The sequence below is a fragment of the Psychrobacter sp. CX90 genome (assembly GCF_057396305.2).
The window spans coordinates 826,585-845,735 of the sequence record NZ_CM182008.1 but is presented as its reverse complement, the minus strand read 5'-3'; the positions used below and the strand labels follow the sequence as shown (position 1 = coordinate 845,735).

15 protein-coding genes are annotated in these 19,151 nt (G+C 39.6%); 12 read left to right on the top strand and 3 right to left on the bottom strand.

The window, feature by feature from the left end:
- Window positions 1–8: 8 nt before the first annotated feature.
- Together AC2SLN_RS03365 and AC2SLN_RS03360 are read left to right on the top strand one after the other, a co-directional pair.
- Window positions 9–1,352 carry a beta-propeller domain-containing protein gene (locus tag AC2SLN_RS03365; protein ID WP_486548600.1) on the top strand — a complete coding sequence of 448 codons (1,344 nt, stop codon included), beginning with the start codon at window positions 9–11 and terminating at the stop codon, window positions 1,350–1,352.
- A 294-nt stretch (window positions 1,353–1,646) separates the two neighbouring features.
- Complete coding sequence (locus AC2SLN_RS03360; protein WP_486531853.1) at window positions 1,647–1,796, top strand: hypothetical protein; 150 nt, start codon at window positions 1,647–1,649, stop codon at window positions 1,794–1,796.
- A 115-nt stretch (window positions 1,797–1,911) separates the two neighbouring features.
- Here AC2SLN_RS03360 and AC2SLN_RS03355 read toward each other — a convergent pair whose 3' ends face one another.
- The 3 genes from AC2SLN_RS03355 to AC2SLN_RS03345 all read right to left on the bottom strand — a co-directional run bounded on the left by AC2SLN_RS03355 (window position 1,912) and on the right by AC2SLN_RS03345 (window position 5,321).
- On the bottom strand, window positions 1,912–2,469 hold the full coding sequence (locus AC2SLN_RS03355; RefSeq protein WP_486548774.1) for a flavodoxin family protein: 558 nt from the start codon (window positions 2,467–2,469) through the stop codon (window positions 1,912–1,914).
- 258 nt (window positions 2,470–2,727) lie between these two features.
- On the bottom strand, window positions 2,728–4,008 hold the full coding sequence (locus tag AC2SLN_RS03350; protein ID WP_486548601.1) for a purine nucleoside phosphorylase YfiH/LACC1 family protein: 1,281 nt from the start codon (window positions 4,006–4,008) through the stop codon (window positions 2,728–2,730).
- A 227-nt stretch (window positions 4,009–4,235) separates the two neighbouring features.
- Window positions 4,236–5,321: an RluA family pseudouridine synthase gene (locus AC2SLN_RS03345; RefSeq protein ID WP_486548775.1), complete on the bottom strand. Its 1,086-nt coding sequence runs from the start codon at window positions 5,319–5,321 to the stop codon at window positions 4,236–4,238.
- 595 nt (window positions 5,322–5,916) lie between these two features.
- Here AC2SLN_RS03345 and AC2SLN_RS03340 point away from each other — a divergent pair.
- From AC2SLN_RS03340 to AC2SLN_RS03295, 10 genes are all read left to right on the top strand, one after another.
- Window positions 5,917–7,185: an outer membrane protein assembly factor BamD gene (locus AC2SLN_RS03340; RefSeq protein ID WP_486548602.1), complete on the top strand. Its 1,269-nt coding sequence runs from the start codon at window positions 5,917–5,919 to the stop codon at window positions 7,183–7,185.
- A gap of 295 nt (window positions 7,186–7,480) precedes the next feature.
- Window positions 7,481–9,646 (top strand): DNA primase, encoded by a 2,166-nt coding sequence (locus tag AC2SLN_RS03335; protein WP_486548603.1) that lies wholly within the window; start codon window positions 7,481–7,483, stop codon window positions 9,644–9,646.
- A gap of 364 nt (window positions 9,647–10,010) precedes the next feature.
- Window positions 10,011–11,888: an RNA polymerase sigma factor RpoD gene (rpoD, locus tag AC2SLN_RS03330; RefSeq protein WP_486531849.1), complete on the top strand. Its 1,878-nt coding sequence runs from the start codon at window positions 10,011–10,013 to the stop codon at window positions 11,886–11,888.
- Between the two features lie 245 nt (window positions 11,889–12,133).
- A complete protein-coding gene (locus tag AC2SLN_RS03325) occupies window positions 12,134–12,481 on the top strand; it encodes a YbeD family protein (RefSeq protein WP_486548604.1) in 348 nt (115 codons plus the stop codon).
- Between the two features lie 896 nt (window positions 12,482–13,377).
- On the top strand, window positions 13,378–15,654 hold the full coding sequence (gene nrdA, locus AC2SLN_RS03320; protein WP_486548605.1) for a class 1a ribonucleoside-diphosphate reductase subunit alpha: 2,277 nt from the start codon (window positions 13,378–13,380) through the stop codon (window positions 15,652–15,654).
- Window positions 15,651–16,340 carry a hypothetical protein gene (locus tag AC2SLN_RS03315; RefSeq protein WP_486548606.1) on the top strand — a complete coding sequence of 230 codons (690 nt, stop codon included), beginning with the start codon at window positions 15,651–15,653 and terminating at the stop codon, window positions 16,338–16,340. Before nrdA ends, AC2SLN_RS03315 begins: the two co-directional genes overlap by 4 nt.
- Window positions 16,337–16,525 carry a hypothetical protein gene (locus tag AC2SLN_RS03310; RefSeq protein ID WP_486548607.1) on the top strand — a complete coding sequence of 63 codons (189 nt, stop codon included), beginning with the start codon at window positions 16,337–16,339 and terminating at the stop codon, window positions 16,523–16,525. The genes AC2SLN_RS03315 and AC2SLN_RS03310 overlap by 4 nt, the downstream gene beginning before the upstream one ends.
- 180 nt (window positions 16,526–16,705) lie before the next feature.
- The gene (locus AC2SLN_RS03305; protein ID WP_486548608.1) at window positions 16,706–16,924 is read left to right on the top strand and encodes a hypothetical protein; all 219 of its coding nucleotides are present in this window, start codon (window positions 16,706–16,708) and stop codon (window positions 16,922–16,924) included.
- A 321-nt stretch (window positions 16,925–17,245) separates the two neighbouring features.
- A complete protein-coding gene (locus AC2SLN_RS03300; RefSeq protein WP_486548609.1) occupies window positions 17,246–18,151 on the top strand; it encodes a nucleotidyltransferase domain-containing protein in 906 nt (301 codons plus the stop codon).
- Window positions 18,148–18,816 carry a Cap15 family cyclic dinucleotide receptor domain-containing protein gene (locus AC2SLN_RS03295; RefSeq protein ID WP_486548610.1) on the top strand — a complete coding sequence of 223 codons (669 nt, stop codon included), beginning with the start codon at window positions 18,148–18,150 and terminating at the stop codon, window positions 18,814–18,816. The genes AC2SLN_RS03300 and AC2SLN_RS03295 overlap by 4 nt, the downstream gene beginning before the upstream one ends.
- Window positions 18,817–19,151 lie beyond the last annotated feature (335 nt).

Below are 19,151 nucleotides of genomic sequence, written 5' to 3'. Positions count from 1 at the left end.
ATACCTCTATGCACACTTGTAGTAACAACAAGATAATTACTAACGAGCTTGCTTCCTCAAAGCTGCCTAACTCAAAGCCTTCTAAATTATCTGCTGCATTTTTCCTATTCAGTATGATGTCATATCCAGCTGTTTTACATGCTGAAGATGCGCTTGAGTTTACCATTGAAAAACAAGGCAGTGTGGTTCAACATCAGGTTGCCTTTGTTCCTTTTGCTGGCGATAACGCCATCTCTAATGTCGTATTACAAGACCTAAAAACGACGTCACTTAAGACAACCTCTGACGGTCTTATTCAACAGCCACATTCAAGTACAGAGTTATCGGCAACCCTACCCGCTTGGCAAAATCTTGGCATCCCTTATCTGGTTGTGGGTAGCACATCTAGTGACCGAGGTAACACTGTGGTTAACTTTGAAGTGATAGAAGTTGGCACAGGTAATATTTTAGGTCAACAAACGATAAGAGGTAAGGATAAAAGAGAGATTGCACATCAAGTTTCAAGCCGTATATATGAGCTTATCACAGGCAAAAAACAATCTGACCTTAATGCCAGCATTGCTTACATTGTTGAAAAACAAACGTCAAATGGCAAAGATTCAGCACTTTATATAAGTGACTCTGATGGAGAAAATCCACGCTTACTGACTACCGTGCAAAATGCCAGTATTTATAGGCCTGCTGCCTCTCCTGATGGGAGATATATCGCCTATTCCGTACAGAAAAAAAATCAACGCGCAGGGTTATATATTATAGATATTAATTCTAAATTAGTCCGTAAATTAGTAGATATAAAAGGCAGCAACTTAAGCCCAAGCTTCTCCTACACAGGCAATGAGATCATCTTTACCAGCAATGTTAGTGGTGACCATGACATTTACAGCATAGGCATAACAGGCGGAGCGCCACGCAGAATAGTTAAGCTGCCTCTGGATCAGGTGCAACCAAGCTTTGCCAAAGATGGTAGTTTTGTATTTGCATCAGACCATGAAAGCCCCGAATCAAACACCGCTAGCTTATACCGCCGCTATCCGTCTGGTGCCATAACTCGCATTTCCCGTGGTGGATATGCGGCCGACCCGAGTGTTAGCCCCGATGGTAGCAAGATTGGTTATTTAAATGGACGTAGTGCTGCGATAATGAGTAATACTGGGGCAGTAATTGCTAATTTAGGTAATACAGGCATCGACGAAGCCCCAAGTTTTTCGCCAAGCAGTGAGCGAGTTGTCTATTCACAAGGCGCTAATACAAGCACTTTAGTCATTCGTTCATTAGAGGGGGGTCAAACTATCTCGAAACGAATCAATGGCACAGTTCGCTCTCCTGTCTGGGTACCAAGCAGTAAGCAGTAAATAGGGACTATTTGTCACAACCCTGAATTATAATTTCACATAAAAAACCTCAGTTTATGACTGAGGTTTTTTATGTGTGGTTTTAATGTATAAATAATTTGAACATAGTAAACTTGAGTATGGCTCATTTAAATTCTGGCTCATTTCAATATAGGCGGCGAATTTATAAATCGCTACGGCGTTGACCTGATCTAGCCTACAATTATAGTGCTTTCAATCGGTTGCCTTGGATCGATTTTAGAGCCCTTTGCCTATATAATAAAGACTTTTATATTTACAGCAAGAGCCTTCCCCATGACCCCGTCTTTTTTTGTTCCAAGAGCTATAATATTAAATACATTCATAGGTTTAGCCTTATCTTTAACCGCCTGTCAGCATATTCAAATTGCAGGTAATCCAATTCCAGTCAAATCAGAACTAAAGCAATACGCTGCTGATCCGTAAATACAATTCCATAAACACAATTCCATAAACACAACGCATCAAACTCAGCCTATTACTATTAGAGACTATTAAGCCGTGTACTTACCCCTTGCATTTAATACTCTTAGGGCTTGCTTTACTCAGATTTAAAGTTAGGCGGCTGTTCTATCAGTACTTGCGCTAAGTGTTCGCCAAATAGTTTAGCCGTTTGAATATCCCCTTCACAGGGTGTCTCTTCTGGTGGTGCATCAGCTGACTGAGTCATTAATCCAAGGAAACTAGACAATCGATTGACGTCTTGCTCACTATATCCAGTCGGTGTAATGGGGAATCCCGTCCAATTCATGCCATGCTGCATACTAAAGATACAAATTTGCTGTAAAACAGCCAGCTTATCTCCACTAAGCCCCCCTGAATTTGCAAATCCTGCCGCCCACTTACCTTTCCATTGACGATTGTACCAACGCTTAGAGGTGCTATCCATGAAGGTTTTAAATTCAGCAGGAACACTACCCATATAAACGGCACTACCAAACACTATCATTTGAGCAGCATCGATAAAATCCCAATCCATCTCATTAATATCTAGGGCTTTAACATCAATAGTTTTTAAACTGTATCCTTGTGCACCATGAGCAATTGCATGAGCAACTCGGCGAGTGTGACCATAATTACTGTGGTAAACAATTGCCATCTTTAAACAGAGGTTCTGAGCGGTCGTTTTTTGTTTTGAATTTTGTTTGCTATTTTGAGAAGTCATGGACAATTAAACCCTAATTAAAACTGAGAAACTATAAGTCTGATAAAACTATAAATCTGATACCTATGTTGGAAAGATGATTTAATAGATTTAAAGCGGCTATCTAAATCAAACTATAACGACTTTTGCCAATACAACTTAAAATCGTCATTTAAAATAAGCGTTTTAAATAAGCTTTTTAAATTAAAATCATCATTTAAGGCGCACGGCTACCATAGCCATTCGGCCTGTATTTGTATTACCCAAGTGGGTCATACGGCGATAAGAATAGTAACGACTATCACTATAACTACATGCAAAAGCTACCTGCTCAGAGACATGACTTGACACCTTCGATTGAATAGAAGAAGGCAACTTATAGTGATTATTATGCCCCTGTCTATTATTTAAATGACTATTTGAACCTGTGCATTTTGAAGTATTCGCCTGAACATCAGAATAAGTATTTACCAACACACCATTTGCTTGTAGTTGCAAGGCTGCAAGTGCAGGTAAATCAAGCCATGCTTTATCAGGATTTTTATGAGTAGCTACGATACGCTGTTCTACAGAAGCTTTATCCAAGCCAATCTTCTCACAGCCAGCCAACAGCTTATCAATAACATCTCTAGAGACTTCATAGCACGACTGGCTGATACAACTACCAATCCAAGCCTGCAAAGGTTGCTCAGTCGAGCCGTTACTACTGCTATCTAAGTTACTGGCTTCTGTTACCTTATTGTGATGGCGCATCTCGTCGCAGGTAGTTGCAATAATACCTTTAGCTAAGCCTTGCCAGCCTGCATGTACTGCCGCAAGTTGACCTGTTGACTCATCATATATGACGATAGGCACACAATCTGCTGTCATAATAGCTAAGGCAGTCTTGGCCTTGTCACTAATGAGCGCATCTGCTGATGGCGGATTAAGAGATACAACTGTTTGAGCCGCATCAGTTCTCAACTGCCCACCTATTCGGTATACATCATTACTGTGTATTTGATTTATCCAATGGATGCTTTCTACTAAGGCTGACCTCGAATCAAATCCAGCATTAGATTTGTCCCCAGATTGATTGGCTCTAAATCCATTTGAGCTGGCCAGATATTGATTCATGCTATTTAGCAAGCTCGCACGGTTTAACAGTACTTTTTTTGGGGCATCATTCACATGCATCCCCAAGTTAAACTGACCAAACGTCTCGTTTTTATTGTCGTTTTTGATGCCTTTATTATTGGTACTATTTGAATCTATTGTCTTTATTTTAGATGCATTTCTGCCCAGTTTTTTGACTTTATCATCTTGAGATTTACCTCGCTCATCGCCCCTTACATTGTCTAAATGACTATCTAAATAACTATCTAAATGATTATCTAAACAACCCTCTAAATAATCGGACGAATGGGTTTGTATGACCAATATATCGTTTGTATGTACGATGACATCAAACAACTTAGCAAATTCTGGCCTGAGGCTATGAGAAGTTATAGGCATAAAAATAACTTTGGTTAATAACGGCTTTGATTAAAATGAGTATAGGGTCTTGTCACTATTAAGACAGCTATATGTAAAGACAACCTACATGACTGCTACTACCGTTTTTTAAACAGTGACCTAAATAGTTTAGCAGCACTCTATATCGTTGAGAACATAGCGAGGGTACTGGTTAATTAGATTGCTGGTTAAATAGAGAAATAATGTTTGTTACTGTAAGTACAGTTTCAAATATTAAGCGCCCTATCAGACAACACTTCAATTAATTGCATCATATCGTCCGGCATTGGTGCAGTCACTTCAATCTCTTGACCACTTTCGGGGTGGATGAATCCAAGCTTATAAGCGTGCAATGCTTGGCGGTTAAATCCTTGCACCGCATCACGTTGCTCTTGAGTGATGCCCGCACGTAACTGCTGGCGCTTACCATAGACATCATCACCAATTATCGGATGGCCAATATGACTTAAATGCACTCGGATTTGATGGGTTCGCCCTGTCTCTAAACGCACATCAAGCAACGTATACACTGAACTTAATGGTGTAATGTCTATCAAATGGGTAATCGCCTCTTTACCTGTACTAGTGATTGCCATCTTAGTACGCTGGGTACGATGTCGCCCAATAGGTAAATTTATGACCCGCTGACGAATTAAACTAGGAGCATCGCCTGCCACTACGCAGCGATAATGGCGATATACACTCTTATCTTTGAGCTGGTCTTGCAAGTCCAGTTGGACCGCTTTGGTTTTTCCAATGACCAGCAGTCCTGAGGTGTTTTTATCAATACGGTGTACCAATCCTGCGCGCGGTAAATGAGCTTGGTCTGGATAATGATATAATAGGGCGTTTACCAATGTACCTTCCCAATTACCTGCTCCAGGATGAACAACCATGCCGACGGGTTTGTTAATGACCACGACGCTGTCATCTTCATAAACCACATCTAGGGCTATATTCTCAGGCTTATCTGCACTATGCCCTTGTAACTCAGCTTGCAATTGAATATTATCGCCTTTTTTCACACGATACTTTGGTTTAATGGCCTGATGATTGACTGTTAGCTGTTCCGTTTTTAACCACTCTTGCAATTGTGCTCTAGAATGCTCTGCAAACAAGGCTGATGCTAGTTTATCGATTCGCTGCCCGGCTTCGCTTTCCACAACAACGTGTTCTGCATTTACCGTTTTGCTTATATTATTAATGCTTTGTCCGTCTTCAATACCATTAATATTATTTGGCAAGTTATCAATATCGGTCAAATCAGCATCATCGGTCAGATCAGCATCGTCTTCCAAATCTTCAAAGCTCATATCATGTGCATTATTGTGATCAGAAAGGTGCGTATTGGAGCGGGTATTTAATTCAATATTAGAGCTATCATCAGTTAGGTTCGACGACATTATATTTACAGCCTTATTTTTTGACTTAACTATTGTGCTAGATACCAATTGTTCTAGATACCAATGGCGCTTAATAATAATGCCCCTTGATACTTAGCCTTCACTAAATTACTTTTACTAAATATATAGCTGCTAAATACATTGCATTGGCTAAATTTTTGTGCGTAATTTTTGTGCGTAGTATTAGTATCATAATATTGGTTAAGTTAGGTATTTAGTATACGCTAAGTTTAGCATATTTTATCTCATACTATATTCTACTTATACCTTATACAAAGGTATATAACTGAATTGAGCAACTTTGCTGGCTTATTCAACAATATTTGTCAGTGCATTTATAACGGGACTTTTAACAAAGTTTATATTAACAATGTTTTTTAACCGTTACTTGTTCTAATCATGCAGCATACATTCCTATACCAAAATAATTTAGTAGCGTGCTACACTCATGCTAAACTATGCTAATTATTTAATTCGACAAGACTATTCTTCTGCGGAGACTTTCATGCAGCGTGAAACACCAACAACGACATCTGCAAACATACGACTTATTCCAACCAACACTCAAGCGGCTTCTTTAGCTTTAGTAGACGCATTAAAGCCACGTCTGGCCAAGTTGACTCTAGCTGTCCTAACTGTCAGTATGCTGAGTGTAACGGGCTGTCAAACCATTAAAGGTGTATTTGATAAAGATGAGAATGCCGTATCATCAGCATCTAAAACAGATGCAGAATATTATCAAGATGCGGTAAAATCTCTAGATGAAGAAAAATACTTTTATGCGTCTGAACAACTGGCTGAATTGCGTACTTTCTACCCGACTGGTCGTTATGCTGAGCAAGCCTTACTAGATTTAATGTATAGCCAATTTAACACTAAAGAATATGAGCTTGCCGCAGCCAGTGCTGAACAATTCATCAAGCTTTATCCTAATAATATACAAGTAGATTATGCTTACTATGTTCGTGGTGTGGCAAATATGCAGGCCAATAGCAGTACATTATTACATTTGGCAAAGTTAAAGCAAGCACACCGTGATACCTCCTATCTACGCTTAGCCTTCAGTAATTTTCAAGATTTAATTTCACGTTATCCTAATAGTGCCTATGCACCAGATGCTGCTAAACGCATGAGTTTTATTTACAATGAATTTGCAGAGAATGAACTTGCCGCTGCAAGATGGTATATTAAACGTGAAGCGTATGTTGCGGCTGCAAACCGGGCAAAATGGGTATTCCAGTATTATCCGCTAAGTGAACAAGTTCCAGAAGCCATTGCCATATTAGCGTTTAGTAATGACCAACTTGGCATGACCGACTTGGCACAAGAGTATAAAACCCTACTACAAATCAATTACCCAGAATGGTTAACATCAAACGGTAGAGTCAAGTTAGATACCAATCGAAAAAGTGGATTACTGAACAAACTTACCTTTGGTAAGCTTGGCCGTGCTGTTAATCGCAATGATTCAGAGGCTGTGACCTCTATTGATTATTCAGGGCCAACCAAAACTCAAGTCATTCAGCGTGCTGCTCAATTAAGACTACCAGCAGCAAATACTATCTCGCAAGATAGCTTACCTTCGTTGACTAACTCCCGAAACCGCAATATAAAACTCGGACTAGACTTACCAGAAGATGAAACACAGCAAATGAGCAACCCAACCAACGTTAAACAAACGGGTAGAATTGTCAGCCCACGTGTTATGTATCCAGATGATAGCCCAGAGAACACCGATTCTGAGCCTACTGTGCCAGATGAAACTACTGAATAAATAGCGTCTATGTAATAAGTAACACACGTGATTTTTAAAGTAGTTAAACCATAGTTAGCTAACAGAGTTGATGGTTTATGTAGCCAAGCAACTCTAAAGTAGGTACAAGGTAGTCGACCACTGATTAGTCGCTAATTTATCAAATCAGGTATATCTCGCGTGGTTAATACCGTAGCCGTTTAGAAGTTTGCCAGCTATACGAATGACCGCAAACTGTGCTGTTGATATATCCGGACGGTTTACACCTTAATTCTTTTATGACCCTTTGATTATATTTTGTGCTGTAGCCATAGTTATGAGTATTCCCAGTCATATTCTCGATCAGCTCAATAGTCAAGCAGACCTTGTCGGAATTATTGGTAAACACACCACCTTAAAACGTGCAGGCAAAGAATTTAAAGGCAACTGCCCTTTCCATGGTGAAAAGACGCCTTCTTTTTATGTCAACCCGCAAAAAAATGTCTATAATTGTTTCGGCTGTGGGGTTGGTGGAAATGCCATTAGCTTCTTGCGGGACTATGAGAATTTAACCTTCCATGAAGCCGTTGATGAGCTGTCTCGCCAAACAGGCATTGAAGTACCTAAAGATGATAAAAAAGACTTGAGCTACAAGCGTCGCCCTACTCAAGTTGCTAATCAGTCACTATCAGTGCCACAGTCAAGTAAGGCGCCTCCAGCTTCATTAAATCAAAACACGCCTCATAGCCATTCAATCAATAACCCCGTATTTAACGATGCCCCTCAACATAACGATGCCGTCGAAACTCATAACGCACATAATGCCAAGAGTGATGACCTTAATGAGTCTGATTTTAACAGCTACTACAATGATGCCCCACCGCCTACGCCTAATTGGGAAAGTAATGCCGAGTCTAGCTTTTTTGAAAACAGCGTTGCCCCTAAGCAGAGTAGTAACTCCTTTATAAATGCGGCCCCTGTATCAGAGGGCAACCTATACGATTTATTAATCAATATTAATAAGTTTTATCAGGCAAACCTAAGAAAAAACACTCAAGCTTTAAGCTATTTCAAACAGCGAGGGTTGACCGACCATACTATTCAAGAGTTTGGTTTGGGTTATGCGCCAGCTGGCTGGCAACACTTAGAAGAGTCGTTTCCTCAAGATGTTGACGGTTTAAAACTACTGGGTTTGATTCGTAACTCCGAAAAAGGGCGTGATTATAACCTATTACGTGATCGCGTTATTTTTCCTATCCGTGACAACCAAGGTCGGGTTATTGGTTTTGCTGGACGTGCATTAGATAACGACATTAAACCAAAATATATTAACTCAAGCGACTCACCAGTTTTTCATAAACAACATGTATTATATGGCTATTATGAGGCTCGCCAACATCGTGCTAATGATTGGCTAGTGGTTGAAGGCTACATGGATGTCATTGCGCTATATCAAGCGGGGATTTATGGCGCAGTGGCTTCGATGGGTACTTCAATCAATGAGAGCCAAATCTCACGCCTTTTGCAAATGAACCCAACCCTAACCTTATGCTTTGACGGCGATAGCGCGGGGCAAAAAGCAGCATGGCGCACACTTGAAGTTGCCCTACCTGTGCTCAGTGATGATAAAGAGTTACGTTTTTTAACGTTGCCAAGTGGACAAGACCCTGACACGTATGTCACAGAACATGGGGTGGATGCCATGCGTGAGCAAATAAAACAGGCCATGCCGTTGTCGCAGTATATTTTTGCATACTTAAGTGATCGCTATGATTTAGGCATGGCAGAAGGCAAAGCAAAACTCATGTCCAAAGTTCGTGAGCTGACCAACCAACTGCCAAAAGGGTCAAGCTTTCGTTATTTATTGAATAATGATATTTATCAAAAGCTGGGCGGCAAAAATAAACAAAAAACTGCCGCACATGACGTATTGTTAGATTTTGATAGTGACATGACCGTCAGTCGCCAGCTAGAGCTTTGTCTATTATTTGCACCACATCTATTGGCTGATGAACCTATCAAGCGCCTGTGGCATGAGTCGGGTGTCACTGACATTAAACTGCCACAAAGCTTACGCCAAGATGAAGTGCCGCCTGATATGCGTCAAAAAAAATATGAGCTACCTCCTCTGCCTAGCTGGCAAGATTTTGATAGCCCTAGTCTAAATGAACTTACCCAAGTCATTAGCTCTTTACTGCCACATCTGCCTGAGGATGCCAATGCGGCTGCGCATTTTATATTAGCAAATCTGCCGATTCAAACGCAGCAAAATCTAGCCAAACGCTGGCAGCCTTTTTGGTCAAACTTAAACAATCGGGGGATTATTGATGTTGATGAGCTGACCGATGACTTACTTATTCAGTTAATGCTACAAGCCCTATCAAAACAACTCATGGCAAATAAAAATAATATTATTATCGCTAGCCATATAAACAGGCAACGACAAACATTAATGAACTGGCAAAAAAAGCAGCAAGCACAACAATCTACCAAACTTAACTAAGTCAATAACTAAATTAGGGGTTTAAAAAAAATCAACTAACCCCATACTATAAGAAGTAAAGATGAATGCCTAATGGACTTAAACTAGACTTGACATTGCGTATTAGCATTGAACAAATACCTAGTTTAACAATACGACGTGTAAAAATTGGTTAAACTGCGTTTAGATACCGTTTTCATTTAGGTGCAGATTTCGATGTTATGTTATAATACATGGTTATTATAGCGTTTTAACTGTTGCAATTTTTCGCTCAGATGACTTTCACATTATTTAATTGCAATATATGGCTAGACACCTAATATCCTTAGCCACCTAAGCCCTCATTTTAAACTCAATACACCTCAATATTTGCAAGCGAGATATTATGACCGATAAGCCTGCCTCTCAATCTACCTCACAATTAGCCACGCTTATCCAAATGGGTAAAGAACAGGGCTATTTGACTTATGCTGAGGTAAATGACCAACTTCCCGCCTCAATTACTGAAAGCGATCAAATTGAAGACATCGTGCAAATGCTTACTGATGTCGGTATTAAAATCTATGAATCAGCACCTGACGCTGATGACATTTTAATGAACGATGAGTCTGGCGATGATGAGATGGCAACTGATGAAGCAGCTGCTGTTCTTGCGGCTGTTGAAACAGAGCCGGGTCGCACGACCGACCCTGTGCGTATGTACATGCGAGAAATGGGCACTGTAGATCTGTTGACTCGTGAAGGCGAAATTTCAATTGCTAAGCGTATCGAAGAAGGCATCCGTGACGTTCAGCATGCCATGGCATTTTGGCCTGGCACTGTCCAATTTATTCTGGATGAATACGCACAAGTTGAAGCGGGCGAAAAGAAATTATCAGATGTCATTACCGGATTTTTAGATCCAGAAGAGGAAGAAGTCGCTACCAGCGATGACGACGACGATGAAAAAACACCTATTATCAATACTAAATCAAAGCCGGTCAAAGATGACGACGATGATGAAGAGGAAGATACTGAGGCAGATGAAGACGCAGAAGAAGAAAGCAGTGGTCTAGACCCCGAAATTGTCCGCGTCCGTATTGATGAGATTCGTGAATTATTTCAAACAGCTAAAAAAGCCTTAGATGATTTTGGACGTGGTAGTGTGCAAGCTGATGAAGCATATGCGCAACTTGCTGAACGCTTTATGCTATTAAAGCTGAACAATCGTATGTCTGATAACGTTATGGCCATTATGCATGATGTTTATGACGACGTGCGTAAACAAGAACGGCAAATTATGCGTCTGGTTATACGCCGTGGTAAGATGCCACGTGCTGAATTCCGTAAGACTTTTCCAAGTAATGAAACCAATGTTGATTGGTTAACCGATCGCTTAAAAGGCAATCCTAAGTTTGGCGATAGTCTTGCCAAAGTGGTTGACGATGTGGTGGTATTGCAGCGCCGAATCCGTGATCACGAAGACAAGCTAGGCATGCAAATTACCGAAATGAAAGAAGTGGCGCGGCGTATGGCCATTGGTGAAGCCAAAGCCCGCCGTGCAAAAAAAGAGATGGTCGAAGCTAACTTACGTCTGGTTATCTCTATTGCTAAAAAATATACCAACCGTGGTCTGCAATTCTTGGATCTCATTCAAGAAGGTAACATTGGCTTGATGAAAGCGGTTGATAAGTTTGAATATCGCCGTGGCTATAAGTTCTCAACCTATGCGACATGGTGGATCCGTCAGGCCATTACTCGCTCAATTGCGGATCAGGCACGTACCATTCGTATCCCAGTGCATATGATTGAGACCATTAACAAGATCAACCGTGTCTCTCGCCAGTTACTTCAAGAAATGGGACGTGAGCCAACGCCAGAGGAATTAGGCGAACGTTTGGAGATGGATGAAGTCAAGGTTCGTAAGGTCTTGAAAATTGCAAAAGAACCCATATCTATGGAAACGCCCATCGGTGATGATGAAGATTCGCATCTGGGCGACTTTATCGAAGATCAGACCATCTCTAGTCCAGTAGAAGATGCAACATCAGCTGGTTTGCAAGAAGCGACTCGTGATGTGCTCGGGAACTTAACCGAGCGTGAAGCGAAAGTATTGCGTATGCGTTTTGGTATTGATATGCCAACAGATCATACTTTAGAGGAAGTGGGTAAGCAATTTGATGTTACCCGTGAGCGTATTCGTCAAATAGAAGCCAAAGCGTTACGTAAGCTACGTCATCCTTCTCGCTCTGAGCACTTGCGTTCGTTTTTAGAAAACGACTAATTTGCATAAGTCACACAGCAGGTTGATTTATAAAAAAGCTGAGTGAGTCTCGGCTTTTTTTATGTCATACCAAATCTGAACATTAACACGGTAATGACAGTGAGTATAAACGCTACAAATAATCGACTTACTGAGTCTAGCGCTGCTATTTTATGTTTTGGCGAAGCGATTGTTTTAAGAACAGCTATTACTTTTCAGAATAACGCATTGTATAAATAAGCTATTCTACAAATATTGGAGGCACTATGGCTAATAAAAACAAAAATATTGACCTAACTCGTGAGCTTACCTTACGTACCGATCCATTAGCGAAAAAAACAGATATTCAGAACCCAGATCTCTGGGCATTTCCAATGGACTACCCAATGAGTATTATCGGTCACGAAGGTGAGCATGACACTCTGCTCAATGAAGTAAAATTAATTTTAGGCACTCATTTCCCTGATTTTGATCACGAAACTATTCAGGTAAAAAAATCGAGTACCGGTCGTTTTAGCTCATTACGCGTAAAACTGTACTTTACTGAGGCTGAGCAAGTAAACGAGCTGTATGCTGCGCTGGATAAGGCAGCGACAGTACGTACTGTGGTTTAAATACAGATGTTAAAAGACTATTGTTTAGAGACCTGTTTAAATACAGTCGATAAGCTATACGTGTACTAACAGGTTTTAGATCACTTAGATCATAATGATGACTGAATTTACTGACACTTAATGAACCCCTAACTTACTAGCTCATCTGTAACGTTGACAAGCCCTCTATAGTCAAAGAAGTCTAAAATGGTTACAAGGCAACCGAGTGCAAGTAGCTAATAATACGGGAGTAGGCTTAACGAGGTTAACACTGTAACCGTTTAGTAGTTCGCTGACTATATCTAAAGTTGAGTAGCCTTTCTAAAGGCTGCTCTTTTTGTTATTTATGGGGCTAAAAAAATAGATTTGACCAAATAACTTGAAATTAAGTTTGCAAATTTAATTTCCATTGATTGAATATCAACCAAGCATAATGCTTATCTTAATCTTAAAGCGACTTTCCGATTATAAAATTGAATTGTAATTATTCTAGCCATGACCCTTTGGTTTACATTTTTTTTAAAAAAAATTTTTACTACTTTTCACATGCCTATTTTGTCTTAATATCTGCCCTAGCCTTCATACTCTCAACGCTTGCAGATTTACCCTCATTTTAGACATCATAATATTCGGCTTAAATAGGAAGCTCGACCCCCCTTGTCCTAATTTGTCAATATAGAAAAATCACTTTTTTTCCTTTATATTGTGTCTATAACATAAAAATCACCCCATATCTTGTGGCTATACAGAAATGACCACATATTCTATGTGGGGTTTTATGGTTTAAGACTAAACACCCTGTTAGCGTCTGTATTCATCATAAAACCATGCTTTAAACTGTACCAGTATTCATAACCAACGATGATTTTAGAACCAATCCTATTAAGAAACCAACCTATTCAATATCGGAGACAGCAATGACAAATATGGATAAGATTCAAGTAATGAAACGAGACGGCCGATTAGAGCCAATCGATTTAGATAAAATCCATAAAGTTATTACTTGGGCAGCCGAAGGTTTAGATAATGTCTCTGTCTCACAAGTCGAACTTAAGTCGCACATCCAGTTTTATGATGGCATAAAAACCCGTGACATTCACGAGACCATCATTAAAGCCGCTGCTGACTTAATCTCTGAGGACACCCCAGATTACCAATATCTGGCCGCACGTTTGGCGATTTTCCATCTTCGCAAAATTGCTTATAACCAGTTTGAGCCTCCTCATTTATTTGACCATGTCACCAAGCTTACTGATGCGGGTAAATATGACGAACACATCTTACAAGACTACTCACGTGAAGAGTTTAATGAGCTAAACGAGTACATTGACCACTGGCGTGATATGAACCTTGCCTACGCCGCTGCTGAGCAAATGGCAGGCAAATACTTGGTACAAGACCGTGTCACCAAGACCGTATTTGAAAGTCCGCAATTCTTATACATGCTGGTCGGTATGTGTCTATTCGCAAGCTATGACAAGTCTGAGCGTTTAGACTACGTTAAACGCTTCTACGATGCGACATCGCAGTTCAAAATCTCATTACCAACGCCCATTATGTCAGGAGTTCGTACCCCTTCTCGTCAATTCAGCTCTTGCGTACTAATTGAATGCGGCGATAGCTTAGACTCTATCAATGCTACCACCAGCGCCATTGTGCGTTACGTCTCACAGCGTGCGGGTATCGGCATCAATGCAGGTAATATCCGTGCGCTAGGTAGCCCTATCCGTGGCGGTGAAGCGCAGCATACGGGTTGTATTCCGTTTTACAAACTGTTCCAAACCGCCGTTAAATGCTGCTCACAAGGCGGCGTCCGTGGCGGCGCAGCAACCTTATTCTACCCACTATGGCATCTTGAAGTTGAGTCATTATTAGTACTCAAAAACAACCGCGGCGTAGAAGACAACCGTGTCCGTCACATGGACTATGGGGTTCAAATCAACAAAACCCTATACACCCGTTTGATTAAAGGTCAAGACATCAGCTTATTCTCGCCCTCTGACGTGCCAGGACTGTACGAAGCCTTTTTTGCCGATCAAGACAAGTTTGAAGAGCTCTATACCCAATATGAGCAAGACGACAACATCCGCAAACGCCAAGTGCCAGCTACTGAATTGTTCAGTCTAATGATGCAAGAACGTGCCAGCACTGGCCGCATCTATATCCAAAACGTTGACCATTGCAACACTCACAGCCCCTTTGACCCTACTGTCGCCCCTATCCGTCAGTCCAACTTATGTATGGAAATCGCCCTGCCTACTAAGCCACTTGACAACATCAATGACGAAGAAGGCGAAATTGCCCTTTGTACACTATCGGCAATCAACTTGGGCGAAGTTGAAAACTTAGACGACATGGAAGAGCCGACCGAGCTTATCGTACGTGCGCTTGATGCCTTACTTGACTACCAAGACTACCCTGTTAAAGCAGCTGAAAATGGCAGTATGCGCCGCCGTACCCTTGGGGTTGGTGTGATTAACTATGCCTATTACTTAGCGAAAAATGGCACTAAGTATTCTGACGACTCAGCCCTTGGCCTCACCCATCAAACCTTTGAAGCCTTACAGTATTATTTATTGAAAGCGTCTAACAAGTTAGCCAAAGAAAAAGGCGCTTGTCCTGCCTTTAATGAGACCACTTATTCAAAAGGCATCTTACCGATTGACACCTATAAATCTGACCTAGATAAAGTATGCAACGAGCCACTACGCCTAGACTGGGAAGCATTACGTAGCGAGATTGTCGAGCACGGTCTACGCAACTCGACCCTATCTGCGTTAATGCCGTCTGAGACCTCAAGCCAAATTGCTAATGCCACCAATGGTATCGAACCACCACGCGGTTTGGTATCGGTCAAAGCTTCTAAAGACGGTATCTTGAAGCAGGTCGTACCTGATATCTTAAACCTAAAGAATCAGTACGAGCTATTGTGGCAAATGCCTAACAATGATGGTTACCTCAAGCTGGTTGCGATTATGCAGAAGTTTATTGATCAGAGTATTTCTGCCAACACCAACTATGATCCGACTCATTATGAAGGTCAACGTGTGCCAATGAAAGTGCTCCTCAAAGACTTACTCATGGCATATAAACTTGGCGTGAAAACCCTGTATTACCATAACACCCGTGATGGTGCTAACGATGCACAGGCTGACATTGATGATGGCTGTGCGAGTGGGGCTTGTAAGTTATGATTTTCAATAGCTTTAATAAGTTAGTTATTAAGGATAGTAGTTTTAAGACTATAGAGAAGCCTAATCAGCCTGATATATCTATTTCTAAGAATCAAGGTGAGTCTATTCCTACTGCCCCTGTTACTACTCCTGCCTCTAACTCTGAAAAAGCAAATTTAGATTGGAGTAGAAAGTATGATTTAAGCCTCACAGTACTAAAAGATGAGTATTTACAAAGTTTGACTCGAATCAGAAATGTTGATGAGAAAGCTAATAAATACCTTGTAGTCATGTCTATTGTTACGACGGGTACTATCATTATGTTTTCAAGTAAGAGTATAGAGAGCCTTAGTTTTAACACAGTTAACTCATGCTTACCTATAATCATATCGGTACTCTTTATTATATCCTCTTTATTAGAGATTTTATTTGGGTATTTAACTTTCAAATCTCTTTTTGCAAGTCTCCAACTTGTTAAAACACCTAGGCTACCAAATATTCTAGAAAGTTTAAAAACTACTGGTTCGGAAGATATAGTTGCTTACAAACACTATATGATCAAAGCCTATGACGAAAGTATTAGAAACATGGACACAGTAGCTTCAAATAAACAAGAACATATAATTACTGTTGCAAAGTATGTAAAACTCTTCATAGCTACCTTAATTTTTTCAATTTTTACCTTAACTTTATTGAGACTAATATGACTAAAGAATATCCCCACCCTCCTACTATAACTATAGAGCCATCGAAAGCTGCTCAAAACAGTCAATCTAGCCAAAAAACTAATACAGCAATGCCTGAATCCTCATTTGAGCCAGCTATAATTACAATTATGGAAGGTGCTATACCAGTATTTGATAGTATTAATTCCGATAAAAAAGATAAATAATGAGTAGTAGATACTTACAAATTAAGTCCTTTTAACTTTAAATTAATTTATTACATAGTCAAACCACTGTTAAGGTGTTACAGCGTTAAACTTACTTAGCCTACAGTTGTAGTACTTGCACTCGTTTGCCTTGTACCACTTTTAGTGGTTGATTGACTATAGCTAAGAATGGAGGTTTTTATGACTAAAGAATATCCTGATTTACCGACTAGTACGATTAAAACTACCAACGACAAAGTAGAACCTAAAGAAAATCCTAGCATGCCAGAGAGTTCATTTGAGCCAAAGCTAACTACAGGTTTTGAAGGAAGAGAAATAAATATAGATAATAGGAACTACAAAGATATATTCGAATCTGATTTATCAAATCCTAAACGAACAGACGAAAAGAATAAATAATAAATAATAAATACGGCAACCTACTCTATCCATCTTTCTAAGTACATCATCTTAACTTTGGTGGCCTAAACCTACAGTCTACCTTTTCAATACCACAGAGCCTACGTAGCGTGGGTTTAACAAAGAGAAACCCACGTATTAAATACCATACGTCGTGGCTTATCATGCACGCTGCTATAACTCGCACTATAGTATGACTGGGCTTCGTTGCATAAACACTTGTAATTAATGCGCTTAAATATAATTTGGCTCATAGTTATGGTGCGTGGAACGCACCCTACGAGGCTACAAACTAATTAAAACCGTCAACTAGGATGACTTATGAATAAATATTCAGAAAAAAATTTAATAGACTGGGAACGGCCAGCTAGTGAAAACGAGGAACAACGCATTTCAAATGCGATAAGAATGATTAAAGACGCTATTAATTCCTCTGAAGTCTTAAAGACTAGAAGAAATAATATTGAAATTTTTATTCAGGGTTCGTATGAGAATAATACCAATGTAAGAGCAAATAGCGATGTTGATGTTTGCGTAATGTTAAAACATCCTTTTTATACACTTTACCCTACTGGCTACAATAGTAGTTATTATGGTTTTACTGAAGGGGATTATGGTTTTACAGAATTCAGACAAGACTTATTGAAAGCTTTGAGAAGTAAATTTCCTGAAGTTATAGCTGGAAATAAGTCTTTAAAAATAAAGAACTCATCTCATAGAATTGAGGCAGACGCTATACCAGCATTCCAATACAGAAATTATAAGCATATCAATAGCTATGATCCTGAAACATTTGCCGAAGGTATCAAATTTTATTCCGACGATGGTATAGAAGTAATAAACTATCCCAAACAACACACAAAAAATGGTAAGTTAAAAAATGAAGAAACGCAACGTAGATATAAGAGACTCGTTAGAATTGTAAAACGCATAAGACATCAAATGATTAAAGAACACCTACCTGTAGATGGTGCTATAAGCTCATTTCTAATTGAGTGTTTAGTATATAATGTACCAAACGACATCATAACAATAGATTTTCGGACTGAAAGACTAAGAAACACACTTGCATATCTTTATAACCAAACTAAATATAGTAGTAAATGCAGTGATTGGTATGAAGCATCAGGCATCTTACCTTTGTTTAATAGCACAAGGAAATGGAACGTTGAAAAGACCAATAATTTTATTCTACAAATGTGGCGTTTTTTAGAGTTTAAACAATGAAAAACTTAAATACCCCCTTCTATGTTTGGGCTTTAGTATTAATATCATCTTTAGTTTATTCAATATATTTCTTGACTCTTATTAATCCTATTGAAAGTAAAGTATTTTATGACTTTTTCAAACCCTTACCTATAGTAGTTGCTGTAGACACTATAGTTATTACTATATTCGTGAAATGGTTATGGAAATGGGAAAAACTTTATCCTTGGTTAGTTCCATTCCCCAACTTAAATGGTACATGGGAAGGGGTTTTGAAATCAAACTGGGTTTGTCCAAACACTGGTAAAAAGCCTGATGAAATACCTACTATACTAACTATCAATCAAACATTTACTAAGGTTAGTTGCGTAATGAGAACTGGCGAAATGTGTAGTGAGAGTTTTTCAAGTGGGTTTATTATTAGCACGGAAAATGAAAATCCCAAACTTATTTATTCATATAGGAGTGACCCTAAAGCAGATATCAAGTATAGAAGCCCTCCGCATTTTGGTACTGCGATGCTTTCAATCGTAAATAACCAGTTAGAGATGGATGGTGAGTATTGGTCTAGTAGAGAGACAACTGGAACAATCAACCTTAAGTTCTGGAAAAAAGAGAAAGTTGACATGTATAGAAGTAGTTATGGAGAACACCCCATGGCTAATTCGGAGGGTAAAATCTCTTAGTCCATAGGTTGAGCGAGTTTACGACACCCAACTAATAACACCTTATAACCTGATGGGTCTTGTGTCCCGACATCAACCTACTCTAATAACTGCGTAGCGAGGTGCAATAAAACCTGCGCCTACTCAAGCTATAAGGAATTCAGATGTTCATTATCAACATAACCTATAAAACCGAACTCGAAAACGTTGAACTATTTCTGGATAAGCATATTGAGTTCCTAAATGAACAATATAAATTGGGCAATTTTTTGATGTCTGACGAATTAAGATTCTTAATTGCATAAAAAAGAATCCGTAGCATAGGTAAAATGCAGTGAAACCCACGGATTGAATAC

Coding starts and splice junctions, on each gene's coding strand:
- AC2SLN_RS03365 (WP_486548600.1), top strand. CDS start 9: ATGCACACTTGTAGTAACAACAAGATAATTACTAACGAGCTTGCTTCC.
- AC2SLN_RS03360 (WP_486531853.1), top strand. CDS start 1,647: ATGACCCCGTCTTTTTTTGTTCCAAGAGCTATAATATTAAATACATTC.
- AC2SLN_RS03355 (WP_486548774.1), bottom strand. CDS start 2,469: ATGGCAATTGTTTACCACAGTAATTATGGTCACACTCGCCGAGTTGCT.
- AC2SLN_RS03350 (WP_486548601.1), bottom strand. CDS start 4,008: ATGCCTATAACTTCTCATAGCCTCAGGCCAGAATTTGCTAAGTTGTTT.
- AC2SLN_RS03345 (WP_486548775.1), bottom strand. CDS start 5,321: ATGAGCTTTGAAGATTTGGAAGACGATGCTGATCTGACCGATGATGCT.
- AC2SLN_RS03340 (WP_486548602.1), top strand. CDS start 5,917: ATGCAGCGTGAAACACCAACAACGACATCTGCAAACATACGACTTATT.
- AC2SLN_RS03335 (WP_486548603.1), top strand. CDS start 7,481: ATGAGTATTCCCAGTCATATTCTCGATCAGCTCAATAGTCAAGCAGAC.
- rpoD (WP_486531849.1), top strand. CDS start 10,011: ATGACCGATAAGCCTGCCTCTCAATCTACCTCACAATTAGCCACGCTT.
- AC2SLN_RS03325 (WP_486548604.1), top strand. CDS start 12,134: ATGGCTAATAAAAACAAAAATATTGACCTAACTCGTGAGCTTACCTTA.
- nrdA (WP_486548605.1), top strand. CDS start 13,378: ATGACAAATATGGATAAGATTCAAGTAATGAAACGAGACGGCCGATTA.
- AC2SLN_RS03315 (WP_486548606.1), top strand. CDS start 15,651: ATGATTTTCAATAGCTTTAATAAGTTAGTTATTAAGGATAGTAGTTTT.
- AC2SLN_RS03310 (WP_486548607.1), top strand. CDS start 16,337: ATGACTAAAGAATATCCCCACCCTCCTACTATAACTATAGAGCCATCG.
- AC2SLN_RS03305 (WP_486548608.1), top strand. CDS start 16,706: ATGACTAAAGAATATCCTGATTTACCGACTAGTACGATTAAAACTACC.
- AC2SLN_RS03300 (WP_486548609.1), top strand. CDS start 17,246: ATGAATAAATATTCAGAAAAAAATTTAATAGACTGGGAACGGCCAGCT.
- AC2SLN_RS03295 (WP_486548610.1), top strand. CDS start 18,148: ATGAAAAACTTAAATACCCCCTTCTATGTTTGGGCTTTAGTATTAATA.